We start from the raw sequence: 20,975 nt of genomic DNA on the forward strand, positions 1-20,975 counted from the left end.
CCGAGATAACCTGACCGATGATTGCCCAGCTGTCCCCCGCGAAAGTCCTGACCAGCGATTACCAACAGTTCCTCAACGCCCTGAAGAACAGCGGTTTTCGCGGTGAAATCAGCGCCGATTACGCCAGCCGCGTGGTGCTGGCGACCGACAACTCGATCTACCAGCGCCTGCCGCAAGCGGCGGTGTTTCCGATGGATGCCGATGACGTGGCACGGGTCGCACGACTGATCGCCGAACCGGCGTACCAGCAAGTGGTGATCACCCCGCGCGGCGGTGGCACCGGCACTAACGGCCAATCGCTGACCGATGGCATCGTCGTCGACCTGTCGCGGCACATGAACCGCATCCTCGAAATCAATGTTGAGGAGCGCTGGGTGCGCGTGCAGGCCGGGGTGGTCAAGGATCAGCTCAACGCTGCGCTGAAATCCGCCGGGCTGTTTTTCGCCCCGGAACTGTCGACCTCCAACCGCGCCACCGTCGGCGGCATGATCAATACCGACGCCAGCGGTCAGGGCAGTTGCACCTACGGCAAGACCCGCGACCACGTGCTTGAACTCGATATGGTCCTGCGCGGTGGCGAGCGCCTGCACGGCCAGCCACTGGAAGAGAGTGAACTTGAAGCACTGTGCGCCCGCGACGATCGCGTCGGTGAAGTCTACCGTTGCGCGCGGCAGATCATTGATGAACAGGGCGAGCTGATCAAAGAGCGTTTCCCCGATCTCAACCGCTGCTTGACCGGTTATGACCTGGCGCATCTGCGTGAGGCGGATAACCGTTTCAACCTCAACAGCGTGCTGTGCGGTGCTGAAGGCTCGCTGGGGTTTGTCGTCGAGGCGCGTCTGAACGTGTTGCCGATCCCCAAACACACGATGTTGGTGAACATCCGCTACGCCGGGTTCATGGACGCGTTGCGCGACGCCCGCGCCTTGATGGCGCTCAAACCGTTGTCGATCGAAACCGTAGACTCGAAAGTCTTGCTGCTGGCGATGCAGGACATCGTCTGGCACGGCGTCGCCGAGTATTTCCCGGAAAGCGCCGAGCGCCCGACCCTGGGCATCAATCTGGTGGAGTTCTGCGGCGACGATCCGGAGGATTTGCAGCGCCGGGTCGAAGCATTCGTCGAACACTTGAGCAGCGACCGCACGGTTGAGCGTTTGGGCCACACGCTGGCGGTCGGCCACGCAGCGGTGAACAAAGTCTACGGCATGCGCAAACGTGCGGTAGGCCTGCTCGGCAACGTCGCCGGTGAAGCGCGGCCGCAGCCGTTTGTCGAAGACACTGCGGTGCCGCCGCAGCACCTGGCCGAGTACATCGCCGAGTTGCGCGACCTGCTCGACAGCCACGGTTTGCAGTACGGCATGTTCGGTCATGTCGATGCAGGCGTGCTGCACGTGCGGCCGATCCTCGACATGAAAGACCCGCAGCAAGCGGCGCTGGTGCGTCCGGTGTCCGATGGCGTCGCCGCGTTGACCCAACGTTACGGCGGCCTGCTGTGGGGCGAGCATGGCAAAGGCTTGCGCTCGGAATACGCGCCGGCATTTTTCGGTGAGCTGTATCCGGCCCTGCAAGCCTTGAAAGCCGCGTTCGACCCGTTCAACCAGTTCAACCCGGGCAAAATTGCCACCCCGGCCAACACCGGCGCGGCGCTGCTGAAAATCGACGAAGTGACTTTGCGCGGTGAACTGGATCGGCAGATCGACGAAAAAGTCTGGCAGGACTACGGCGCCGCCATGCATTGCAATGGCAACGGCGCCTGCTACAACTTCGACCCTGACGATGCGATGTGCCCGTCGTGGAAAGCCACCCGCGAGCGTGCGCAATCGCCCAAGGGCCGCGCCTCGTTGATTCGCGAGTGGCTGCGTTTGCAGGGCGAGGCGGGTGTCGACGTGTTGTCCGATGCCATTCGCAAACCGGCGTTTTTCAGCACCTTGTGGCAGCGCTGGCGCAACAGCCGTACGCAGGCCGAAGACTTCTCCCACGAAGTCTACGACGCCATGGCCGGCTGCCTGGCGTGCAAATCCTGCGCAGGGCAGTGCCCGGTGAAGGTCAATGTGCCGGAGTTTCGTTCGCGCTTTCTCGAGCTGTATCACAGCCGTTATCTGCGTCCGGCACGCGATTATCTGATTGCTTCGCTGGAGTACAGCATTCCGTACATGGCGCGGATTCCGGCGCTGTACAACGGCTTGATGAGCGCTTCATTTGTTCGCGGCAGCTTGGAACGGGTCGGCGGCATGATCGACGTGCCGTTACTCAGTCGTTTTGATTTCCATGCGGCGATGCGCCGTTGGCAGGTGCAACCGGCGACGGTGTCGACTCTGTCGGCGCTGACCGAGGCGCAACGCGAGCGCAGCGTGGTCATCGTGCAGGACGCCTTTACGCGCTACTTCGAAGCGCCACTGTTGGCCGATCTGGTCGAGCTGATTTCGCGCCTTGGCTATCAGGTGTATCTCGCACCGTTCAGCGCCAACGGCAAGCCATTGCATGTGCAGGGCTTCCTCTCGGCGTTCAACCGCGCGGCACTGCGCAATGCCCGACAGTTGCGCGAATTGGCCGATGTGGGCGTGCCGTTGTTGGGCCTCGATCCGGCGATGACGCTGGTGTATCGCCAGGAATACCTGAAAGTCCCCGGTATGCAGCAATGCCCGGAAGTGGCGCTGGTGCAGGAGTGGTTGCTCAAGGTGATGCCGGAGCAGGCGGCGCAGGATAAAACCGCAGCGTTCCGACTGCTCGCCCATTGCACCGAGAAAACCAACGCCCCGGCCGCGACCCGACAGTGGGAGCAGGTGTTCGAACGCGCTGGTTTGAAGCTGGCCACACAATCCACCGGTTGCTGCGGCATGTCCGGCACTTACGGCCACGAGGCGCGCAATCGCCAGACCTCGGCGGTGATCTACGAGCAGTCGTGGGCCCGTCAGGTCGACGCGCCGGCGGAGCAGGGCGAAGCACTGGCGACCGGTTATTCGTGCCGCAGTCAGGTCAAGCGCCAGTCGGATCAGGCACTGCGTCATCCGTTGCAGGTGCTGCTTGAGGTTCAGCGTCGCTGAGGGTGTCGCCCGTGTCCTTGTCCCAGATCAGGCGCGGATCGAAACTCATCGCCGCGAGCATGGTAAACACCACGACCAGGCCGAAAAACAGAATGCCCGGTCGTGGTTCGATATCGCCCAGCGCCTGAAACTTCACCAATGCTGCGACCAGCGCCACCACCAGCACGTCGAGCATCGACCAATAGCCGATCAGCTCGACGAAGCGGTACAGCTTCGAGCGCTCCTTGCGCGCCCAGGCGCTGTCGCGTTGCACGGTCATCAACAGCAGCGTGAGGGCGACGAACTTGACTCCCGGCACGGCGATACTGGCGATGAAAATGATCAGGGCGATGTCCCACGCGCCGTGCTCCCAGAACTCCAGTACACCACTCATGATCGTGCTGTCGGCGCCGCTGCCGAGCATGGTGGTGTTCATCACCGGCAGCAGATTGGCCGGCACGTAAAACGCCAGCGCCGCGAGCATGTAGGCCCAGGTGCGGGTCAGCGAGTTGGTCTTGCGTCGGTGCAGCGGCGCATCGCAACGCGGACATTCATGCGGCTCGTCGGTCATGTCGCAGGCCAGTCCGCAGCTGTGGCACAAGCACAGATTGAGTTCGCTGGCGGTCGGTGGCCGTTTCATAAAATGTCCCAGAGGTCGCGGATGTCGCGGCCGGCAATCCTGATCATCATCAAGCTCAGCACGGCCAGCGCGAACAGGCCGATGCCGGGCAACACGTCGAGCAATCCGGCCAGTTTGAACACCGCCACCATCGCCCCCAGCAGGCACACTTCGAGCATGCTCCACGGCCGCAGAGTTTCCAGCCAGCGCATGCACAGCTTGAAGCCCGGCGCGCGTCGGGAGGACAACGCGAAGCTCAGCACCCAGACCAGCAGCACCAGTTGAAACGCCGGGGCAATGATGATCGAAATCGCCGCGACCATCGCCATGAAGGTGATCGGTCCCTGACTCAGCGCCAGCACCGAATCCCACAGCGTCGCACTGTTTTTCAGGCCTTTGAGGCTGATGCTCATCACCGGATAGAAGTTGGCGAACAGCCACAGCATCGCCGCCGTGAATGTCAGGGCCAAACGCTGTTCGACGCTCAGACCGTTGAAACGCTGGAGAACGCCGCCGCAGCGCACGCACAAGGTTTTCTGGTGTTTGGCCAGCACGGCTTTTTCGTACACGCAGTCGCAGTGCTCGCAGATGATCAGGTGTTCGGTGTTGACCATGGACAACGCTCGACAGCAGGCCGCAAGGGCAAGGGAGACCTGATCACTATAGAAGCCTGAGGCTATTGGGCAAATGGCGCGGCGCGATCAGCTGGGTTTTTTCCGAATATCGCGGTCGATCCGGGTTTGGATTTTGTTTTTTGATGTTATAAGGTAACGCAAATTTTAAGGGGTAGCCCTTGTGGCCCCTGTTGTTTTCCTTTCGATTGCGAAACGCTTATGACGATTGTGCTCCCTCGTTCTGCCCCATTGACCACTGGCCGGCTGCTGTCCATTGACGCCCTCAGAGGCTTGGTGATTCTGTTCATGCTGCTGGATCACGTGCGCGAAACCTTTTTGCTGCACCGCCAGGTCAGTGACCCGATGGACATTGCCAGCACCGAGCCGGCACTGTTTTTCAGCCGCACTCTGGCGCATCTGTGCGCGCCGGTGTTTGTCTTGCTGACCGGGTTGTCGGCGTGGTTGTTCGGTGAAAAGTACGCGGGCAAGGCCGATGTCAGTGCGTTTCTGTTCAAGCGCGGTCTGTTTCTGGTGGTGCTGGAGTTCACGCTGGTGAACTTCGCGTGGACCTTCCAGTTGCCGCCGAGCGTAATTTATCTGCAAGTGATCTGGGCCATCGGCTTGAGCATGATCGCCTTGTCGCTGCTGGTCTGGCTGCCGCGCTGGTTGTTGCTGACGTTGAGCCTGACGATCATCGCCGGACACAACCTGCTCGACGCGGTGCACTTTCCGATTGAGTCGGCGCTGCATGTGCCCTGGGCGATTTTGCATGATCGTGGCTGGATCGACGTCAGCGAAAATCTGCGTTTGCGTACCTCCTATCCGTTGTTGCCGTGGATTGGTGTGATCGTTCTCGGTTATGCACTGGGGCCGTGGTTTGCTCGCGGCGTTGAAGCGGGGTTTCGTCAACAGCATCTGCTGATTGCGGGTAGCGCCGGACTGCTGGGTTTTGTCGGGTTGCGGTTGATCAACGGTTATGGCGAGAAACCATGGGCCGTGGGTGACACGCTGCTGCAAACCCTGATGAGTTTTTTCAACATCACCAAGTACCCACCGTCGTTGCTGTTTATCGCGCTGACGGTGAGCGTCGGGCTGTTGCTGCTACTGGCGTTCGAGCGGTTACAGGATCGTCGCTGGATTCGCTGGCTAACCGTTTTCGGTTCGGCACCGATGTTTTTCTACCTGCTGCATCTGTACGCGTTGAAGGTGTTGTACCTGATCGGCGTGGCCCTGTTCGGGATGAATCAGGGCAGCTATTTCGGTTTTTCGTCCGTCTCGGCGATCTGGCTGGCGGCCGTTTTTCTGGCGATTGCGCTGTTCCCGGCGGTGCGCTGGTTCTCGGCGTTGAAGGCCCGTCGCCGCGACATCGCCTGGCTGAAGTACCTGTAAGCGCTAGTGCCGGTTGCGCACGAAGTCGATAAACGCTTTGAGCGCTGCCGGCACATGACGCCGGCTCGGGTAGTACAGGTGCAGACCCGGATACCAGGGGCACCAGTCAGCCAGTACTTGCACCAGCTGCCCGCTGGCCAGGTGTTCGCTGACCATGTCTTCGAACACATAAGCCAGACCAAGCCCTTGCAGCGCTGGCCCGACCATCAGGCTGACATCGCCGAGGGTCAGCGGGCCGTTGACTTCGATTTCCTGGGCAATGCCACCGCGCTCAAGCTCCCAGCGGTACATCGAACCGCTGGGGTAGCGGTGGCGGATGCACGGCAGTCCGTGCAGGTCCTCAGGCTTTTGTGGCGCCGCGTGGCGTTGGAAAAACGCCGGTGAGCCGACCACCACTGAACGCATTGTCGGGCCAATCGGCAGCGACACCATGTCGGCCTCCAGGCGATCGCCGAAGCGCACCCCGGCATCGAATCCATTGGCGACGATATCCAGCAGCGCATCGCTCTCGACCACTTCCAGACGAATGTCCGGATACACCTGCAAAAACTCACTGGCAATCGGCAGCAACACCAATTCGCCGGCTTGCCGCCCGCAGGTGATGCGCAAATTACCCGAGGGTTTGTCGCGGAAATGGTTGAGGTCTTCCAGCGCATCGTCGATGTCGCGAAAGGCCGGTTTCAATCGCGCGTACAGGCGCTCACCAGCCTCGGTCAACGCCACGCTGCGGGTGGTGCGATTGAACAGACGCACGCCCAGGCGATTTTCCAGCGCCTTCACTGAATGGCTAAGAGCGGAGGGGCTCAGGCCGAGTTCGATGGCCGCTTTGCTGAAGTTCAGGTGCTGCGCGGTGCACAGGAAAACGCTGAGATCCGCCGCTGAAGGCGATTTCATCTGTGAACGCCTTTCACAAAGTCATGCAAAATTGTTGGGATTATCGCATCAGTAGCACGCCTTTAAAGTCGCTTTAACTTCGACCCGTTCGAGGCCGCTCGCTCTCACTTTCACGGCCTGCAAACTTCGGTGGATTTTTCTGGATTTTTCACGCCTTATTCGCTGCGTAATGCAGCTTTTTGATTCTCAAAGGATGGAATGATGAACGCTATGACTCAGCCGCACGGAACGCGCGACAAGTTGCTCATACTCGCGGCCGTGTGCCTTTCGGCTCTGGTGCTGCCGCTCAGTTTTACCGGCGGTGCGGTGGCGACACCCGCGATTGGTCGCGATCTGGGCGGTAGTCCGGTGGCGCTGACCTGGATCACCAATGCGTTCATGTTGTCGTTCGGCAGTTTGCTGATGGCCGCTGGCGCGCTGGCTGACGTGTACGGACGCAAACGCCTGTTCACCGTTGGCATGTTGTTGTTTACCGCCGCGTCGATCGCGCAGAGTCTGGCGCCTTCGGTGTTCTGGCTGGATGTATTGCGTGCCGTTCAAGGTGTGGCGGGCGCAGCGGCGCTGGCCAGCGGTTCGGCGGCGTTGGCGCAGGAGTTCGAAGGGCATGCCCGGACCCGCGCGTACAGCGTGCTCGGCACGACGTTCGGCATTGGTCTGGCCTTCGGGCCGTTGGTGGCAGGGGCATTGATTGAAGCCTTCAACTGGCGGGCGATTTTTGTCTTTACGGCGTTGATCGGCGTGATAGCGATGGTCTTCGGTCTGCCGCGCATGCGCGAAACCCGCGACCCCGATGCCAAGGGGCTGGACTGGCCGGGCACACTGCTTTTCAGTGTGATGCTGGCGCTGTTCACGTTTGGCCTGATCCAGGCGCCGGACAGTGGTTGGGACAGTCCTTTGGTGATCACTTTATTGGGCGCTTCGGCATTGTTGCTGGCAGCTTTTGTGATCGTCGAAACGCGTGTCGAACGGCCGATGCTCGATCTGACCCTGTTCCGTTATCCGCGATTCATTGGCGTGCAGATGCTGCCGATCGGCACGTGTTTCTGCTACATCGTGCTGGTGGTGATGTTGCCGCTGCGCTTCATCGGCGTTGAGGGCTTGAGCGAAATCGATGCCGGTCTGCTGCTACTGGCGTTGTCCGCACCGATGCTGGTGGTGCCGATGCTGGCGGCCTCGTTGGCGCGTTTTGTTTCCGCTGGCATCTTGTCTGGCGCGGGGTTCCTGATTGCTGCCGTGGGCCTGCATTGGCTGAGCCTGTACAACGTCGGTGACGCGAAATTTGCGCTGGTGGTGCCGATGCTGCTGATCGGCATTGGCGCCGGTTTGCCGTGGGGGCTGATGGATGGTTTGTCGGTCAGTGTCGTGCCAAAAGAGCGCGCAGGCATGGCGGCGGGCATCTTCAGCACCGTGCGAGTGGCGGGTGAGGGGATTGCATTGGCGATTGTCGCGGCGATGCTGGCGTCATTGCTGCACGCTGATCTGTCGAGTGCCGTACACGCGGTGACAGGCAGTGCCGAGGCGTCGCTGATCGCCGAGACCGCGCACCGGGTGACCACGGGTGATATGGCGCATGCGATCAATACTGTTCCGGGGCTGGCCAACGGGCGTCTGGTGGAAGGGTATGCGTCAGCGTTCCAGTATCTGCTGCACATCCTGACGGTCATCACGCTGGTGTCGGCGGCGGTGGTGCTGGGGTTGTTGAGCAAGGATCGCAGCGTCACAGAGCCACAACAGGCTGCCGCATAAACCCAATGTGGGAGCGAGCCTGCTCGCGAAAGCGGACTATCAGTTGGCATAAACGTCGACTGATGCACCGCGATCGCTGGCAAGCCAGCTTCCACAGGGTTCCAGGGTGTCTGCAGCATCAGTGGTTACACCGCAGTCATTGTGGGAGCTGGCTTGCCAGCGATGGGGCCGGTGCATTCAGCATCTTCATCGCTTGATGCACCGCTATCGCGAGCAGGCTCGCTCCCACAGGGTTTTCCGGTGTCTGGGTTATTTGCGATCCAGCCACACGGTCTGCGCGTTGCAGAATTCGCGCACGCCGAAGTGCGACAGCTCACGACCGAAGCCACTCTTCTTCACGCCGCCAAAGGTCACCCGTGGATCGCTGGCGGAGTAGCCGTTGATGAACACGCCGCCGGTGTCCAGTTCGCTGGTCAGTTGCTGCGCCAGTGCCACGTTGGCGGTGTAAATGGTTGCGGTCAGGCCGAACTCGCTGTCATTGGCCAGGGCCACAGCATGCGCGCAATCGCGGGCGGTGATGATCGAAGCGACCGGGCCGAACAGTTCCTGTTTGAACGAGGTCATGCGGTCGGTGACATCGGCCAGCACGGTCGGCTCGTAGTAGTTGCCTGGACCTTCGGACTTGCCGCCGCCGAGCAACAGCGTCGCGCCTTCTTCCAGGGTGTCGCGCACTTGCTGGTCGAGTTCATCACGCAGATCGAAACGCGCCATCGGGCCGATGTAGGTCTCAGCGGACAATGGATCGCCGACCTTCAACTTTCGCGTAGCCTCGACGAACTTGCGGGTAAATTCCTCGACCACACCTTCTTCGATGATCAGGCGTTTTGCGGCGGCGCAAACCTGGCCGGAGTTCTGGTAGCGACCGATCACAGCGGCTTGCACTGCTTCATCCAGATCGGCGTCGTTGAGCACGATAAACGGATCGGAGCCGCCGAGTTCCAGCACGCATTTTTTCAATGCGGCACCGGCCTGAGCGCCGATGGCCATGCCGGCACGTACGCTGCCGGTCAGGGTCACGGCGGCAATGCGCGGGTCAGCGATGGCCGTGGAAACGCCTTCCGGAGTGACGTTGATCACCTCAAAAACACCTTCGGCGAAACCGGCGCGGGTGAAGGCATCGCGCAACAGATAGGCGCTGCCCATCACGTTCGGCGCATGTTTGAGCACGTAAGTGTTGCCGGCGATCAACGCCGGAACGGCACCGCGCAGCACTTGCCAGATCGGGAAGTTCCACGGCATGACCGCGAGGATCGGGCCGAGCGGACGGTACTCGATGCGCGCCTTGCCGCCTTCAACCTGGGTCGGCTCAGCGTCGAGCATCGCCTGGCCATTCTCGGCGTACCACTCGCAGAGCTTGGCGCATTTTTCGATTTCGCCACGGGCCTGAGCAATGGGCTTGCCCATTTCCTGACTGATCATCGTCGCCATGGCATCGCTGGTTTCACGCAGCGCAGCGGCCAGCGCGGTCAACAAGCGCGAGCGATCCTGCAACGGCTTGCGCTTCCATTTGCCGAAGCCGAAAGCTGCGCGGGTCAGCGCGGCGTCGAGGGCGGCGGCGGATTCAAACGCGTAGTGGCCGATCTGCTCGCCGGTGGCGGGGTTGATCGAGATGGCGTGGGTCTGGCTGGAAATCTGGCTCATGGCTTCGTCCTGCAGGTTCGTCGGATGAGCCTAGAGTAGGGTGGTGTTTGTTTTCTGGAAACTGAATAATAAAGATCGTTTCTTTCACGAATGGAGAATGACTATGGATCTGGTGCAGCTGGAAATCTTCAAAGCCGTTGCCGAACACGGCAGCATCAGTGCCGCCGCCGCGCAGATCCATCGCGTGCCGTCGAACCTGACCACGCGGATCAAACAGCTTGAGCAGGATCTGGGTGTTGATCTGTTTATTCGCGAGAAAAGCCGTTTGCGCCTGTCGCCGGCAGGGTGGAGTTTTCTCGAATATGCACGGCGCATTCTCGACTTAGTGCAAGAGGCGCGGGCGACGGTGGCGGGGGAGGAACCGCAGGGCGCTTTTCCCTTGGGTTCGCTGGAAAGTACGGCGGCGGTGCGCATTCCCGAATTGCTGGCGGCGTACAACCAGTTGCACCCGAAAGTCGATCTCGACCTGTCCACTGGGCCGTCCGGCACAATGATCGACGGCGTGCTCTCCGGGCGCCTGGCCGCAGCCTTTGTCGACGGCCCGGTGCTGCATCCGACGCTGGAAGGCGTGCCGGCGTTCGAGGAAGAAATGGTCATCATCGCCCCGATCAATCACGCCCCCGTCGAGCGCGCAGCGGACGTAAACGGCGAGAACATTTATGCCTTCCGCTCCAACTGCTCCTACCGTCACCACTTTGAAAAATGGTTCAGCACCGACGCGGCGGTCCCGGGCAAGATCTTCGAAATGGAGTCGTACCACGGCATGCTCGCCTGTGTCAGTGCGGGTGCCGGGCTGGCCTTGATGCCGCGCAAAATGCTCCAGAGCATGCCCGGCAGTGCGACCGTCAGCGTCTGGCCATTGGCGGCGGACTTTCGTTATCTGACCACCTGGCTGGTGTGGCGGCGGGGCACGGTGTCGCGCAGTTTGAGCATGTTTGTGCGCTTGCTGGAAGAGCGCGGGGTGGTGCGTGCAGATGCTTGATCGCAGCTGCCGCGCACCGGATCGCCGTTATTGCCCGTCGACGCTGCGCGGCAGATTCAGCGGATTCCCTTCGCGCAACACCTCTGGCAACAACTCATCGGGAAACCCCTGATACGCCACGGGCCGCAAGAAGCGCTCGATCGAGGTCATGCCGACCGACGTGAAGCGGCTGTCCGATGTAGCCGGAAACGGCCCGCCGTGTACGGTGGCGAAGGTCACCTCCTGTGGGTGGGCGAAGGCGTTGACTACGATGCGTCCGGTGCGCCGTTCGAGAGTCGGCAGCAGGCGCCGCGCCACTTCCAGATCGATAGTTTCAAGGTGAATCGCCGCGCTGAGCTGACCCTTGAACGAACGGGCGACGGCCAGCAGCTCGGCCTCATCGTTGACAGCAACCAATAGCGCCGACGGACCAAACACTTCGAGGGCCAACTCTGGTTCGCCGAGCAATTGGTGTCCCTCGACTTCCAGCAACGCAGCACGTCCGGCGAGCGTGGCTTCGGCCGGTGTGCCTGCCGCGATCAGCTGCGCGCCGGCACGTTCCATGGCCATCAGCCCCTCGACGTAGGCGCCATGAATGCCCGGCGTCAGCATTGTCCTTGCCGGTGCCTCGCTGACCCGTTTGCGCATGGCGTTGCGCAGCTGATCAAACCCCGCACCGCGGATGGCGATCAGGATCGACGGACACAAACAGGCCTGGCCGACGTTGACCAGCATGCGTTCGATAAAGCCATCACCGATCTCGGCGCCGCGAGCTGCCAGTGCCTCGGGCAGGATGAAGGTCGGGTTGACGCTGGTCATCTCGGTGAACACCGGGATCGGCTCGGGACGCAATTGCGCGCGGCGATAGAGCGCCATGCCACCCGGTTCGGAGCCAGTGAAGGTCACGGCTTTGATCAGCGGATGATCGACCAGCGCTTGGCCAATGGCATTGCCGCCACCGCGCACCATCGAGAAAACACCTTCGGGCAAGCCATGCGCCTGCACGGCTTTACGAATGGCGCGGGCCTGGATTTCCGAGGCACCGGGATGCGCGTTGTGTGCCTTGAGAATCACCGTTGCCCCGGCCGCCAGTGCCGACGCGGTATCGCCGCCCGCCACCGAATAGGCAATCGGGAAGTTGCTCGCGCCGAAAATCGCCACCGGGCCGATGGCGATTTTTTGCAGGCGATGATCCATCCGTGGGCGCGGCTGACGTTCGGGTTGCGCCGGGTCGATGGCCAATTGCAGAAAGCGGCCCCGGCGCACCACATCGGCGAACTGGCGGAACTGGGTCGCGGCTCGCAACGCTTCGCCCTCAAGCTGAGCTTCGGGCAGTCCGGTTTCCAGTGCCGCGCGTGCCGCCAGTTCGCTGCGTACTGCGTCGAGGTTGTCAGCGATGCTCTCGAGGAACGCCGCGCGCTCGGCCAGCGAGGTGTGGCTGTAGCGGTCGAATGCCACGTCGGCAAGTGTCGCTGCCTGATCAACCTGTGCCGCACCGCCGAAAGCGAAGTCCGGTTCGATCAAATGTTCAGTGGCCGGATTCAGGGCTTTCATCGTGCCTTCGGTGGCGGCGACATCCGCCGCGCCGATCAGCAAGTGGCCGGTCAGATTCATTGCGCTTCACCCTGGGCTTTGAGTCGAGCAATCAGTTCGTCCGTGCTGGCAATCACGTGCGCGAATGTCGGGCCGTTGAGTTCGTGGGCGGCATGCATCATTTCCGCTTTGAAGGCCGCCGTTGCATCGCGGACCAGGGTGACGTGGTAGCCCAGTTCCGAGGCATAGCGCGCGGTGGCTTCGATGCAGGTGTTGGCCAGCAAGCCGACGATGATCACGTGGGTGACACCTTGCTGCTTCAGGCGAAAATCCAGGTCGGTGTTGGCAAAACCGCTGGAACCCCAGTGCTCCTGAACCACGATATCGCCGTCCTTCGGCGCAAAATCCGGGTGCCATTCACCGCCCCATTCGCCCCGAGCAAAATGATGCATGTGCATGATTTTGCATTGCGTGGGAGTCGGGTGATCCCAGTTTTCGTAGTCGCCTTTTTCCCAGCGGTGATGGGGTACGATGACCACCGGAATGTTCAGCTCGCGCACCGTGCGGTCGAGTTTGCGCAGGTTGTCGAGCAGGCCGTTCTGTTCAGCCATCGGTTTGATCAAAGGGAAAATCTTGCCGCCGTCCGACAGAAAATCGTTGTATGGATCGACCAGCAGATAGGCGGTTCTGTCCAGCGGGTAGGCGGTATTCGACATGGCGGCTTGCTCCGGCAATGGGATTATCGGTGCACAGGGCTTGTCCCGGCATCCTGTAGATATGATAATCATAGTAACTGTAAAAGAGGCAAGCCCTAATGGCAGTAAACGATAGTCTTCCCGACACGCTGTGCCCGATTTCCCGGGCCGAAACGATCGTCGGCGACCGCTGGACGGTGCTGGTTTTGCGCGAGTTGTTCATGGCCAATCATCGCTATGACGAGATTCAGGCGCAGACCGGCGGTACGCCGCAAATGGTCGCCGCGCGTCTGAAATGTCTGGAAGCGGATGGGCTGGTCGAGCGCCGCTTGTACAACGAGCGACCGAAACGCTACGAGTACCACCTCACCGCGAAGGGCGAGGCGTTCTATCCGGTGATCATTGCGTTGCGGGCGTGGGGAGAAACCTGGTGCAAAACACCGGAAGAGGGGCTGGCGGTGAACATGACCCACAAAAGCTGCAACCACAACGCCGGCCTCGGGCCGCTGTGCGAGCACTGCGGCGAACCGTTGCGTCGGGAGGATCTGATCAGCCAGCCACAAGCCGCCTACGCCGCCGAACGGCAGGCGCGGCGTGAGGCGTTCAAAAGCAAATAACCTCGATCACGGCGTGCCGTTGCGACCGTGCAGCACGTAGCCGGGACGCAGGCTCAAGCGCTCGTAATAGGCTTTCACCGCGGCAAAATCCGGGTGAACCAGTGGGGTTTCGAACCAGCGGTTCACCGACAGTCCGATGGGAATGTCCGCCAGGGAAAACTGTTCGCCGCTGACGTAGGCGCCGGTCTTTTCCAGTTGCCGGTCGAGGATGGCCATGGTCTTCGACCATTGCTCAATGCCGTTCGCCAGCGCGGCATTGTCCTGATAATCGGGCGACTGGCGCACCAGCGACATGAAGGCGTACGACCACGAGCGATTCAGCTCCGACGCCTGCCAGTCGATCCACTGATCGATCCGCGCCCGGGTTTGCGCGTCAGTTGGATAGAGGTGCGAACCGTCATACCGTGCGGCCAGATAACGAATGATCGTGTTCGATTCCCACAGCGTGAAATCACCGTCCTGAATCACCGGCACCATGGCGCAGGGATTGAGCGCGAGAAACGCCGAATCGTTGGTCGATTTGAAGCCCGACCCCCAGTCTTCGCGCTCGAAAGGAATGTGCAATTCAGCGCAAGTCCACAGCACTTTGCGCACGTTGATCGATGAGGCTTTACCGAGTATTCGCAGCATTGGATGTCCCTTACCCAATTGTCGTCAGACCTACAGAAATACCACAGCGTAACGGAGAAGGCCCGCACAGTGCGGGCCTTCTTTTTCAGCGCATCAATCTCACAGACTGCTCGCCAGTTTCCCGCCCATCATTCGCCGACGATAAGAGGTGTCGCGGTTGGCCAGCCAGAAATACAGCGGCGAGGTCACCAGCAGTCCCACCAGCCAGGACAGATCCGCACCGTTGATGTGCGCCGACACCGGGCCGACGTACAGCGGCGTGTTCATGAACGGAATTTGCACGGCGATGCCGATCGCGTAAGCCAGCAACGCCTGCGGGTTGTAGCGCCCGTAGATGCCGCCGTCGACCTGGAAGATCGACTGGATGTCGTACTGGCCTTTGTGGATGGCGTAGAAGTCGATCAGGTTGATCGCCGTCCACGGCACCAGCACTACCAGCAACACCAGCACCATGTCGACGAAGTGGCCGATGAAATCTTTCGATGCACCGACAGCGGCAAAGCAGCAGGCCAGCAGCACGATAATCGAGATCACTGCGCGGCTCTTGGCGGTGGGGATCCAGCGGTAGGCGAAGGTCTGCACCAAGGTAATCAGTGACAGCACCGCGCCGTACAGGTTGAGGGCGTTGTGGCTGATCACGCTGAGCAGGAACAGCACCAGCATCAGCGGGCCGATGGAACCGGTGGCGAGTTTGACCGCGTCCATGGTGTCCATGCCCACCGGGGTTGCCAGCACGGCGACGGCACCGAAGATGAACGCCAGACTCGAACCCAGCGCTGAACCCAGATAGGTGGTCCAGAATGTCGACGAGACTTTTACGTCCGCCGGCAAGTAACGCGAATAGTCGGACACGTAAGGGGCAAACGCGATCTGCCACAACGCGGCCAGCGACACAGTGGCGAGCCAACCGGAGAGGTTGAAGCTGCCCCGGGTGAGGAAGTCGTCAGTTTGAATGTGGGTGAAGATGTAGCCGAAACCGACGACGATGCCGATCCCCAGCACCCAGGTGCCGATGCGATTGAGCACGTGGATAAAACGGTACCCGATGATGCCGATGATCCCCGAACCGACTGCGCCAATGACGATGCCGACCGGCACCGGAACGCTGTCGACTACGCCGTGTAACGACTTGCCGGCCAGCACGATGTTGGAGGCGAAAAAGCCGATGTACATGACGCCGGCAATCAACACCACCAGCAATGCGCCGAGGGAGCCGAACTGCGCGCGGCTCTGGATCATCTGCGGGATGCCCATCTGCGGGCCTTGCGCCGAGTGCAGCGCCATCAGCACGCCGCCGACCAGATGGCCGACGAGAATCGCGACGATGCCCCAGAGCAGATTCAAGTGAAACAACTGCACGCCCAGTGCACCGGTAACGATGGGCAACGGTGCGATGTTGCCGCCGAACCAGAGCGTGAACAGATCCCTGACCTTTCCGTGGCGATCTTCGGGGGGCACGTAGCCTATCGTGTGTTTTTCAATCAGCGGAGCGGAGGATGCTGCAGGGGTAGCCATGACGAACTCCAAGGCAAGGATGAGTACGTGGACGTACTTCGGCAAGCGCCGGCACGGGCGGCGCATTTCTTGTTGAAGTGATCATGTGCAAAGCATCGGCATAGATAAATTAGTAAGTTTGTTGCTTCAGACCTTAAAAAAAATATGCTTCGGCTGGCGCCGGCGTCCGGTATGTTCAAGCTTGATCGTGCGCCAGGGAAACAGGGCGAACACCCGCGCTCTTTGGGAGACTCACATGGCCGCCTACAACCTGCGCCAGCTCAAATATTTCGTCACCACGGCTGATTGCGGCAGCGTCGCCGAAGCCTCGCGCAAGCTCTACATCGCGCAACCCTCGGTCTCCACGGCCATCAAGCATCTGGAAGAAAGTTTCGGCGTGCAGTTGTTCATTCGCCATCACGCCCAAGGGGTCTCTCTGACGCCCAGCGGTTCGCGGTTCTATCGCAAGGCGCTGGAGTTGCTGCGGGTGGCCCATGAGTTTGAGCAGAACGCCCTGGCCGACAATGATGTGGTCGCGGGGCAGATCGATATCGGCTGTTTCGAAACCGTCGCGCCGCTGTACCTGCCGCGCCTGATCGCCGGGTTCAAGGCGCGCTGGCCGGGCGTGGAAATCCGCATTCGTGATGGCGAGCAACAAGAGCTGGTGCAGGCTCTGACCGCTGGCAGCATCGACGTCGCGATGATGTTCGAGCACGATCTGGACAGCACCATTGAAACCACGCCGCTGATGCCGCCGCAGCAGCCTTATGCGTTGCTGCCGGCCAGCCATCGCTTTGCGCAACAGGCGAAAGTCTCGCTGCATGATCTGGTGCTGGAACCGATGATTCTGCTCGACGTGGTGCCGAGCCGCACCTATTTCGTGAGCATCTTCGAAGAGCGCGGGCTGACGCCGAACATCGTCTTCAGCTCGCCATCGATCGAGATGGTGCGCGGCATGGTCGGCAACGGTTTCGGCTTCTCGATTCTGGTGACCAAACCGTTCAGCGACTACACCTACGACGGCCAGCAAGTCGTCTGTGTGCCGCTGGCGGAAAACGTCACCGGGTCGGGCTTGTCGGCGGCCTGGTTGCGGCGGGTGCAACTGACCAAACCGGTGCAGTTGTTTGTCGATCATTGCCGCGAAGAGTTGGCCCGACTGCACTCGTGAGTGCCGTCGAGCCGCTGGTCAGAGGCTGATGAAAGACAACATCCGTTGCAGCATGGCATCGCACGCCTGCAACTGTTCGAGGCTGACAAACTCGTCGGGTTTGTGGCCCTGATCCATGCTGCCGGGGCCGCAGACCACCGTGGGAATCCCTACGGCATCAAACAGTCCGCCTTCGGTACCAAACGCTACAGTGCCGAAATCCTTTGAACCGCAGAACACTGAAATCAGCTCGGCGGCCTGACTTTGTGCATCGGTGGCCAATCCCGGATACGCCGACAAGGCGCTGAAGCGGATATCACTCTGCGCACTGACCGCGCGCATACGCGGCAGCACTTCGCGTTCAGCATAGGTTTGCAGCGCTTCGGCAACGAGCGCCGGATCCTGCGAGGGCAGGGCGCGGATTTCGAAATCGAAACGGCAATCGGCGGGCACGATGTTCAAGGCCTTGCCGCCGCTGATCACCCCGGTTTGCACCGTGCTGTAGGGCGGGTCGAAGCGCGCATCGTGATGCTCCGGCGCTTTCAGTTGCTGACCGAGACGACCCAGCTCAGCGATCAGTTCGGCGGCGTATTCAATCGCATTGACGCCGAGCGGCGCGTACGCCGAATGGCACGGATGGCCGTGCACATCGCAGCGCATTGCCAGTTTGCCTTTGTGGCCAAGCACCGGTTTCAGTTCGGTCGGTTCGCCGATGATGCACAGCAATGGCTTGATCGGGCGTTGCTGCAAGACCTTGAGCAACGAGCGCACGCCGAGGCAGCCAACCTCTTCGTCGTAAGACAGGGCAATGTGCACCGGCAGGCGCAGCGGCGTTTTAACCAGCAACGGCACCAAGGCCAGCACGCAGGCGATATAACCCTTCATGTCTGCGGTACCGCGCCCAAACACCTTGCCGTCGCGTTCGGTCAGTTCGAACGGCGGCAGCGTCCACGGCTGGCCATCGACCGGCACCACATCGGTGTGCCCGGACAGCACGATGCCCGGTTGATCCACCGGGCCGATCGTGGCGAACAGGTTGGCTTTGCTGCGCTCGTCGTTGTAAATCAGCGCACACGGGACGTCGAAACCTTCGAGGTAATCGCGGACGAATTCGATCAGCTGCAAGTTGGATTCTCGGCTGGTGGTGTCGAACGCCACCAGCGCCTTGAGCAACTCGACACTGTTCATCGATCATCCCCGGCCACGCCATAACCCGGTGCCTTGGCCGGATCGAGGGCGCGGTCGATGTAGTCCTGAAGCTGCGGCTCGTAAGCGTTCCAGAGTTTTTGCAGCTGGCCGATCGGGTCTTCATCGGCCCAATCCACGCGCAGGTTGACGATCGGCCAGGTCTGCTCGCCGACCACCACAACGGCGGCCGAATGCACCGGGCCGGCTTCACCGCCGAGCGCTTGTGCGGCGTGCAGGGCTTTGAGCAGGCGATCAGCCAGTTGACCTTCGCCATCCTCGAAGGCGCTGACCATCGCTTCGATGACCGAACGCCCGGCGAGCATGTTGCCGGCGGCGACGCACTGTTCGCCGGTCACGGCGTTGTGCACGCCGAGGGTTTGCGCACCGCTGAAATGCGCGGTCTGGCCAAGGTGGTTGATCGCGGTGATCTGGCGGTACTGGCTGTAGCCGTTGCGGGTGAGGACTTTGTCCAGCGCATCGTCCGGCGTCAAACCTTGCTCCATCAGCGCAAGGACTTCCGGGCCGAGGGACGGCAGGGTGATGTTCTGGCTCGACACCGCGCCGACCCCCGGCAGCAGCCACGGACAGCGGGCGCCGACGGCGATGCTGGAGGAGCTGATGGCGACACCGAACTGGCCGGTTTCGGCGCAGCGGGCTGTGATTGAAAAGGTCATCTGCTTATTCCTTTCTAGGAAGATGTTGTCCTTGAGGGCCTCATCGCTGGCAAGCCAGCTCCTCCCACAGGGTTTTGAGTTAAGCCCAGATGTTGTGATCAACCCGATACCTGTGGGAGCTGGCTTGCCAGCGATGGCCATAACGCCGTGTGATGCCTTACTCAGGAATCACCGCAATCACATCAATCTCCATCAGCCACTGCGGCTGCCCCAGTGCCGACACCACCAACCCGGTGGAAATCGGGAATACACCCTTGAGCCATTTGCCGACTTCGCCATACACCGCCTCGCGATAACGCGGGTCGATCAAGTAAGTGGTGGTTTTGACGATGTGGCTCATGTCGCTGCCGGCTTCTTCCAGCAGTTGCTTGACGTTGCGCATCGCTTGTTCAGCCTGCGCGCGCGGGTCGCCGAGACCGACCAGATTGCCGTCGAAATCCGTGCCGACCTGACCGCGCACATACACGGTGTTGCCGGCGCGCACGGCTTGGCACAGATCGTTGTCCAGCGTCTGGTTGGGGTAGGTGTCTTTGGTGTTGAACATGCGGATGCGAGTGTGGGTGGGCTGGCTCATGAAAGGCTCCTGAAGAAGGTTGGCCCGGCGCAATCGGCGCCGGAGCGAAAAAAGGCAATCAAGCGTCGACGGTATCGGCGGCTTTGTTGTGGCTGCTCGAATGCAGTGCGGCTTCACGCTGCTCGGCATCGCGGTAGTCCAGATACTTGCGCTGGGTGGCGATGTGATCGGCAACATGCTTGGCGTCGTGCCACACACCCCAGATGAACGACGACCCCCGGCGTGACTGCCACGGCAGCCCGAGGAAATACACCCCCGGCTCGCTCGACACGCCGCGCTGATGCACCGGTTTGCCCTTGTCATCGAATGCTTTCACTTGCAGCCAGGAGTAATCCACGGCAAACCCGGTGGCCCAGATAATCGAGGTGACGCCAGCCTTGGCCAGATCCAGATCGGCCAGCGGATTCTTCACGCACTCAGGGTCCGGATAGGTTTCGCGCGCCTCCGGTTCTTCCGGCAGGTCGAGGCCGTTGCGCTCGATGTAGGCATCGGCGGCATCCAGCAACGCCAGATAATTTTCGTCGCCGCGAGTGAGGTTGCCGAGCAGATCCTGCTTGAAAGTCACCACACCGTTATTGAATGATTCGGTGACGCCGACCAGGGTCATGCCGCGATGGGCCAGACCACGGAAATCGATGGTGCGACCGCCATGGGCGCCGCTGACGGCGATGGTCACGTGCTCGCGCCCCGGTTTCATCGCCGCCTGATCCCATTCGCCGAGCACGCCCAGCCACCAGCAGAAATCCCGGTTGCGATAAGCGCGAGGCGGGCGGTCATGGGCGCCGACCGACAGGTAAACCTGCTTGCCGGAACGTTGCAGTTCATCGGCGATCTGCACCCCGGAAGAACCAGCGCCGACTACCAGCACTGCGCCTGCCGGCAGTTGCTGCGGGTTGCGATAATCAGCGGAATGGATCTGCAACAGACGTTGGTCTTGCGGAGCAATCGCCGGGATCACCGGTTTCTGGAACGGGCCAGTCGCGGCGACCACGCGGTTGGCTTCGATCACACCTTCGGATGTCTCGACGGTGAAACCCGGGCGACCGACATTGCGCACCACGCTTTTCACCTCAACGCCGGTGCGGATCGGCGCATTGAATTTCTTCGCATAGGCTTCGAAGTAATCCGCCACACGTTCTTTCGGGGCAAATCCGTCGGGATCGACGTCATCGAATTCCAGGCCAGGGAAGCGGTCGTGCCACGCCGGGCCGTTGGCAACCAGCGAGTCCCAGCGCCCGGTGCGCCAGCGTTCGGCAATGCGATTGCGCTCCAGCACCAGGTGCGGCACACCGAGTTTGCTCAGGTGCTCGCTCATGGCCACGCCCGCTTGGCCGGCACCCACGATCAGCGTGTCTGTTTTTATTATTTCAGGGGTCATCTCTACATCCTTCCTAGCAAGGCAGTGGGATTCGGGCCGCTGTTGGCTTGTCCGTTTGGCTTGAGGTCAGACTAGGGAGAGGGGGGATATCGGTAAAATATTATTAAGCTGGGATGTGAAGATAAAATTCTGATGCAGAGCGGCGAAAGCCTTTAACA

18 protein-coding genes are annotated in these 20,975 nt (G+C 61.1%); 6 read left to right on the forward strand and 12 right to left on the reverse strand.

Annotation, left to right across the window (positions count from 1 at the left end):
• The first annotated feature begins 17 nt into the window (after positions 1-17).
• Positions 18-3,044: an FAD-binding and (Fe-S)-binding domain-containing protein gene (locus ACM6IN_RS02080; protein WP_414915313.1), complete on the forward strand. Its 3,027-nt coding sequence runs from the start codon at positions 18-20 to the stop codon at positions 3,042-3,044.
• Here ACM6IN_RS02080 and ACM6IN_RS02085 read toward each other — a convergent pair.
• Positions 2,977-3,663, reverse strand: a complete 687-nt coding sequence (locus ACM6IN_RS02085; protein ID WP_414915314.1) for a paraquat-inducible protein A — start codon at positions 3,661-3,663, stop codon at positions 2,977-2,979. The genes ACM6IN_RS02080 and ACM6IN_RS02085 overlap by 68 nt on opposite strands.
• Positions 3,660-4,256: a paraquat-inducible protein A gene (locus tag ACM6IN_RS02090; protein WP_007910822.1), complete on the reverse strand. Its 597-nt coding sequence runs from the start codon at positions 4,254-4,256 to the stop codon at positions 3,660-3,662. Before ACM6IN_RS02090 ends, ACM6IN_RS02085 begins: the two co-directional genes overlap by 4 nt.
• Before the next feature lie 219 nt (positions 4,257-4,475).
• Between ACM6IN_RS02090 and ACM6IN_RS02095 the strand changes: the two genes are divergently transcribed.
• Positions 4,476-5,645, forward strand: a complete 1,170-nt coding sequence (locus ACM6IN_RS02095) for a DUF1624 domain-containing protein (RefSeq protein ID WP_414915315.1) — start codon at positions 4,476-4,478, stop codon at positions 5,643-5,645.
• Positions 5,646-5,648: 3 nt separating this feature from the next.
• On the opposite strand, the gene ACM6IN_RS02100 is transcribed toward ACM6IN_RS02095, so the two are convergent.
• A complete protein-coding gene (locus ACM6IN_RS02100; RefSeq protein WP_414915316.1) occupies positions 5,649-6,539 on the reverse strand; it encodes a LysR family transcriptional regulator in 891 nt (296 codons plus the stop codon).
• Between the two features lie 201 nt (positions 6,540-6,740).
• Between ACM6IN_RS02100 and ACM6IN_RS02105 the strand changes: the two genes are divergently transcribed.
• A complete protein-coding gene (locus ACM6IN_RS02105) occupies positions 6,741-8,285 on the forward strand; it encodes an MFS transporter (RefSeq protein WP_414915317.1) in 1,545 nt (514 codons plus the stop codon).
• Positions 8,286-8,534: 249 nt separating this feature from the next.
• On the opposite strand, the gene ACM6IN_RS02110 is transcribed toward ACM6IN_RS02105, so the two are convergent.
• A complete protein-coding gene (locus ACM6IN_RS02110) occupies positions 8,535-9,926 on the reverse strand; it encodes an aldehyde dehydrogenase family protein (protein WP_414915318.1) in 1,392 nt (463 codons plus the stop codon).
• A gap of 103 nt (positions 9,927-10,029) precedes the next feature.
• Between ACM6IN_RS02110 and ptrR the strand changes: the two genes are divergently transcribed.
• Positions 10,030-10,908, forward strand: coding sequence for a putrescine utilization regulator PtrR (gene ptrR / locus ACM6IN_RS02115; RefSeq protein WP_007910829.1), 879 nt, complete (start codon positions 10,030-10,032; stop codon positions 10,906-10,908).
• A gap of 27 nt (positions 10,909-10,935) precedes the next feature.
• On the opposite strand, the gene ACM6IN_RS02120 is transcribed toward ptrR, so the two are convergent.
• Together ACM6IN_RS02120 and ACM6IN_RS02125 are read right to left on the reverse strand one after the other, a co-directional pair.
• Entirely contained in the window at positions 10,936-12,501 is a 1,566-nt protein-coding gene (locus ACM6IN_RS02120) for an aldehyde dehydrogenase (NADP(+)) (RefSeq protein WP_414915319.1), read from the reverse strand.
• Positions 12,498-13,136 (reverse strand): isochorismatase family cysteine hydrolase, encoded by a 639-nt coding sequence (locus tag ACM6IN_RS02125; RefSeq protein ID WP_123374968.1) that lies wholly within the window; start codon positions 13,134-13,136, stop codon positions 12,498-12,500. Before ACM6IN_RS02125 ends, ACM6IN_RS02120 begins: the two co-directional genes overlap by 4 nt.
• 98 nt (positions 13,137-13,234) lie before the next feature.
• Between ACM6IN_RS02125 and ACM6IN_RS02130 the strand changes: the two genes are divergently transcribed.
• Complete coding sequence (locus ACM6IN_RS02130; protein ID WP_007910834.1) at positions 13,235-13,732, forward strand: winged helix-turn-helix transcriptional regulator; 498 nt, start codon at positions 13,235-13,237, stop codon at positions 13,730-13,732.
• 6 nt (positions 13,733-13,738) lie between these two features.
• On the opposite strand, the gene ACM6IN_RS02135 is transcribed toward ACM6IN_RS02130, so the two are convergent.
• The gene (locus ACM6IN_RS02135) at positions 13,739-14,362 is read right to left on the reverse strand and encodes a glutathione S-transferase family protein (protein ID WP_414915320.1); all 624 of its coding nucleotides are present in this window, start codon (positions 14,360-14,362) and stop codon (positions 13,739-13,741) included.
• 99 nt (positions 14,363-14,461) lie between these two features.
• A complete protein-coding gene (locus tag ACM6IN_RS02140; protein WP_007910838.1) occupies positions 14,462-15,877 on the reverse strand; it encodes a purine-cytosine permease family protein in 1,416 nt (471 codons plus the stop codon).
• Positions 15,878-16,112: 235 nt separating this feature from the next.
• Between ACM6IN_RS02140 and ACM6IN_RS02145 the strand changes: the two genes are divergently transcribed.
• Positions 16,113-17,024, forward strand: a complete 912-nt coding sequence (locus ACM6IN_RS02145; protein WP_414915321.1) for a LysR family transcriptional regulator — start codon at positions 16,113-16,115, stop codon at positions 17,022-17,024.
• Positions 17,025-17,042: 18 nt separating this feature from the next.
• Here the strand turns inward: ACM6IN_RS02145 and argE are convergent, their stop codons facing one another.
• From argE to ACM6IN_RS02165, 4 genes are all read right to left on the reverse strand, one after another.
• Positions 17,043-18,191 (reverse strand): acetylornithine deacetylase, encoded by a 1,149-nt coding sequence (argE, locus tag ACM6IN_RS02150; RefSeq protein ID WP_414915322.1) that lies wholly within the window; start codon positions 18,189-18,191, stop codon positions 17,043-17,045.
• On the reverse strand, positions 18,188-18,865 hold the full coding sequence (locus ACM6IN_RS02155) for a DUF1028 domain-containing protein (RefSeq protein ID WP_007910843.1): 678 nt from the start codon (positions 18,863-18,865) through the stop codon (positions 18,188-18,190). Before ACM6IN_RS02155 ends, argE begins: the two co-directional genes overlap by 4 nt.
• A 157-nt stretch (positions 18,866-19,022) precedes the next feature.
• On the reverse strand, positions 19,023-19,439 hold the full coding sequence (locus tag ACM6IN_RS02160) for a RidA family protein (protein WP_007910844.1): 417 nt from the start codon (positions 19,437-19,439) through the stop codon (positions 19,023-19,025).
• Between the two features lie 58 nt (positions 19,440-19,497).
• Positions 19,498-20,817 carry a flavin-containing monooxygenase gene (locus ACM6IN_RS02165; RefSeq protein ID WP_007910845.1) on the reverse strand — a complete coding sequence of 440 codons (1,320 nt, stop codon included), beginning with the start codon at positions 20,815-20,817 and terminating at the stop codon, positions 19,498-19,500.
• Positions 20,818-20,975 lie beyond the last annotated feature (158 nt).

This window comes from Pseudomonas sp. IT-P395 (genome assembly GCF_949767675.1).
Classification (GTDB): Bacteria; Pseudomonadota; Gammaproteobacteria; order Pseudomonadales; family Pseudomonadaceae; genus Aquipseudomonas.

Excerpts from the sequence above, each read along its gene's own strand:
- ACM6IN_RS02080 (WP_414915313.1), top strand. The coding sequence starts at position 18 with ATGATTGCCCAGCTGTCCCCCGCGAAAGTCCTGACCAGCGATTACCAA.
- ACM6IN_RS02085 (WP_414915314.1), bottom strand. The coding sequence starts at position 3,663 with ATGAAACGGCCACCGACCGCCAGCGAACTCAATCTGTGCTTGTGCCAC.
- ACM6IN_RS02090 (WP_007910822.1), bottom strand. The coding sequence starts at position 4,256 with ATGGTCAACACCGAACACCTGATCATCTGCGAGCACTGCGACTGCGTG.
- ACM6IN_RS02095 (WP_414915315.1), top strand. The coding sequence starts at position 4,476 with ATGACGATTGTGCTCCCTCGTTCTGCCCCATTGACCACTGGCCGGCTG.
- ACM6IN_RS02100 (WP_414915316.1), bottom strand. The coding sequence starts at position 6,539 with ATGAAATCGCCTTCAGCGGCGGATCTCAGCGTTTTCCTGTGCACCGCG.
- ACM6IN_RS02105 (WP_414915317.1), top strand. The coding sequence starts at position 6,741 with ATGAACGCTATGACTCAGCCGCACGGAACGCGCGACAAGTTGCTCATA.
- ACM6IN_RS02110 (WP_414915318.1), bottom strand. The coding sequence starts at position 9,926 with ATGAGCCAGATTTCCAGCCAGACCCACGCCATCTCGATCAACCCCGCC.
- ptrR (WP_007910829.1), top strand. The coding sequence starts at position 10,030 with ATGGATCTGGTGCAGCTGGAAATCTTCAAAGCCGTTGCCGAACACGGC.
- ACM6IN_RS02120 (WP_414915319.1), bottom strand. The coding sequence starts at position 12,501 with ATGAATCTGACCGGCCACTTGCTGATCGGCGCGGCGGATGTCGCCGCC.
- ACM6IN_RS02125 (WP_123374968.1), bottom strand. The coding sequence starts at position 13,136 with ATGTCGAATACCGCCTACCCGCTGGACAGAACCGCCTATCTGCTGGTC.
- ACM6IN_RS02130 (WP_007910834.1), top strand. The coding sequence starts at position 13,235 with ATGGCAGTAAACGATAGTCTTCCCGACACGCTGTGCCCGATTTCCCGG.
- ACM6IN_RS02135 (WP_414915320.1), bottom strand. The coding sequence starts at position 14,362 with ATGCTGCGAATACTCGGTAAAGCCTCATCGATCAACGTGCGCAAAGTG.
- ACM6IN_RS02140 (WP_007910838.1), bottom strand. The coding sequence starts at position 15,877 with ATGGCTACCCCTGCAGCATCCTCCGCTCCGCTGATTGAAAAACACACG.
- ACM6IN_RS02145 (WP_414915321.1), top strand. The coding sequence starts at position 16,113 with ATGGCCGCCTACAACCTGCGCCAGCTCAAATATTTCGTCACCACGGCT.
- argE (WP_414915322.1), bottom strand. The coding sequence starts at position 18,191 with ATGAACAGTGTCGAGTTGCTCAAGGCGCTGGTGGCGTTCGACACCACC.
- ACM6IN_RS02155 (WP_007910843.1), bottom strand. The coding sequence starts at position 18,865 with ATGACCTTTTCAATCACAGCCCGCTGCGCCGAAACCGGCCAGTTCGGT.
- ACM6IN_RS02160 (WP_007910844.1), bottom strand. The coding sequence starts at position 19,439 with ATGAGCCAGCCCACCCACACTCGCATCCGCATGTTCAACACCAAAGAC.
- ACM6IN_RS02165 (WP_007910845.1), bottom strand. The coding sequence starts at position 20,817 with ATGACCCCTGAAATAATAAAAACAGACACGCTGATCGTGGGTGCCGGC.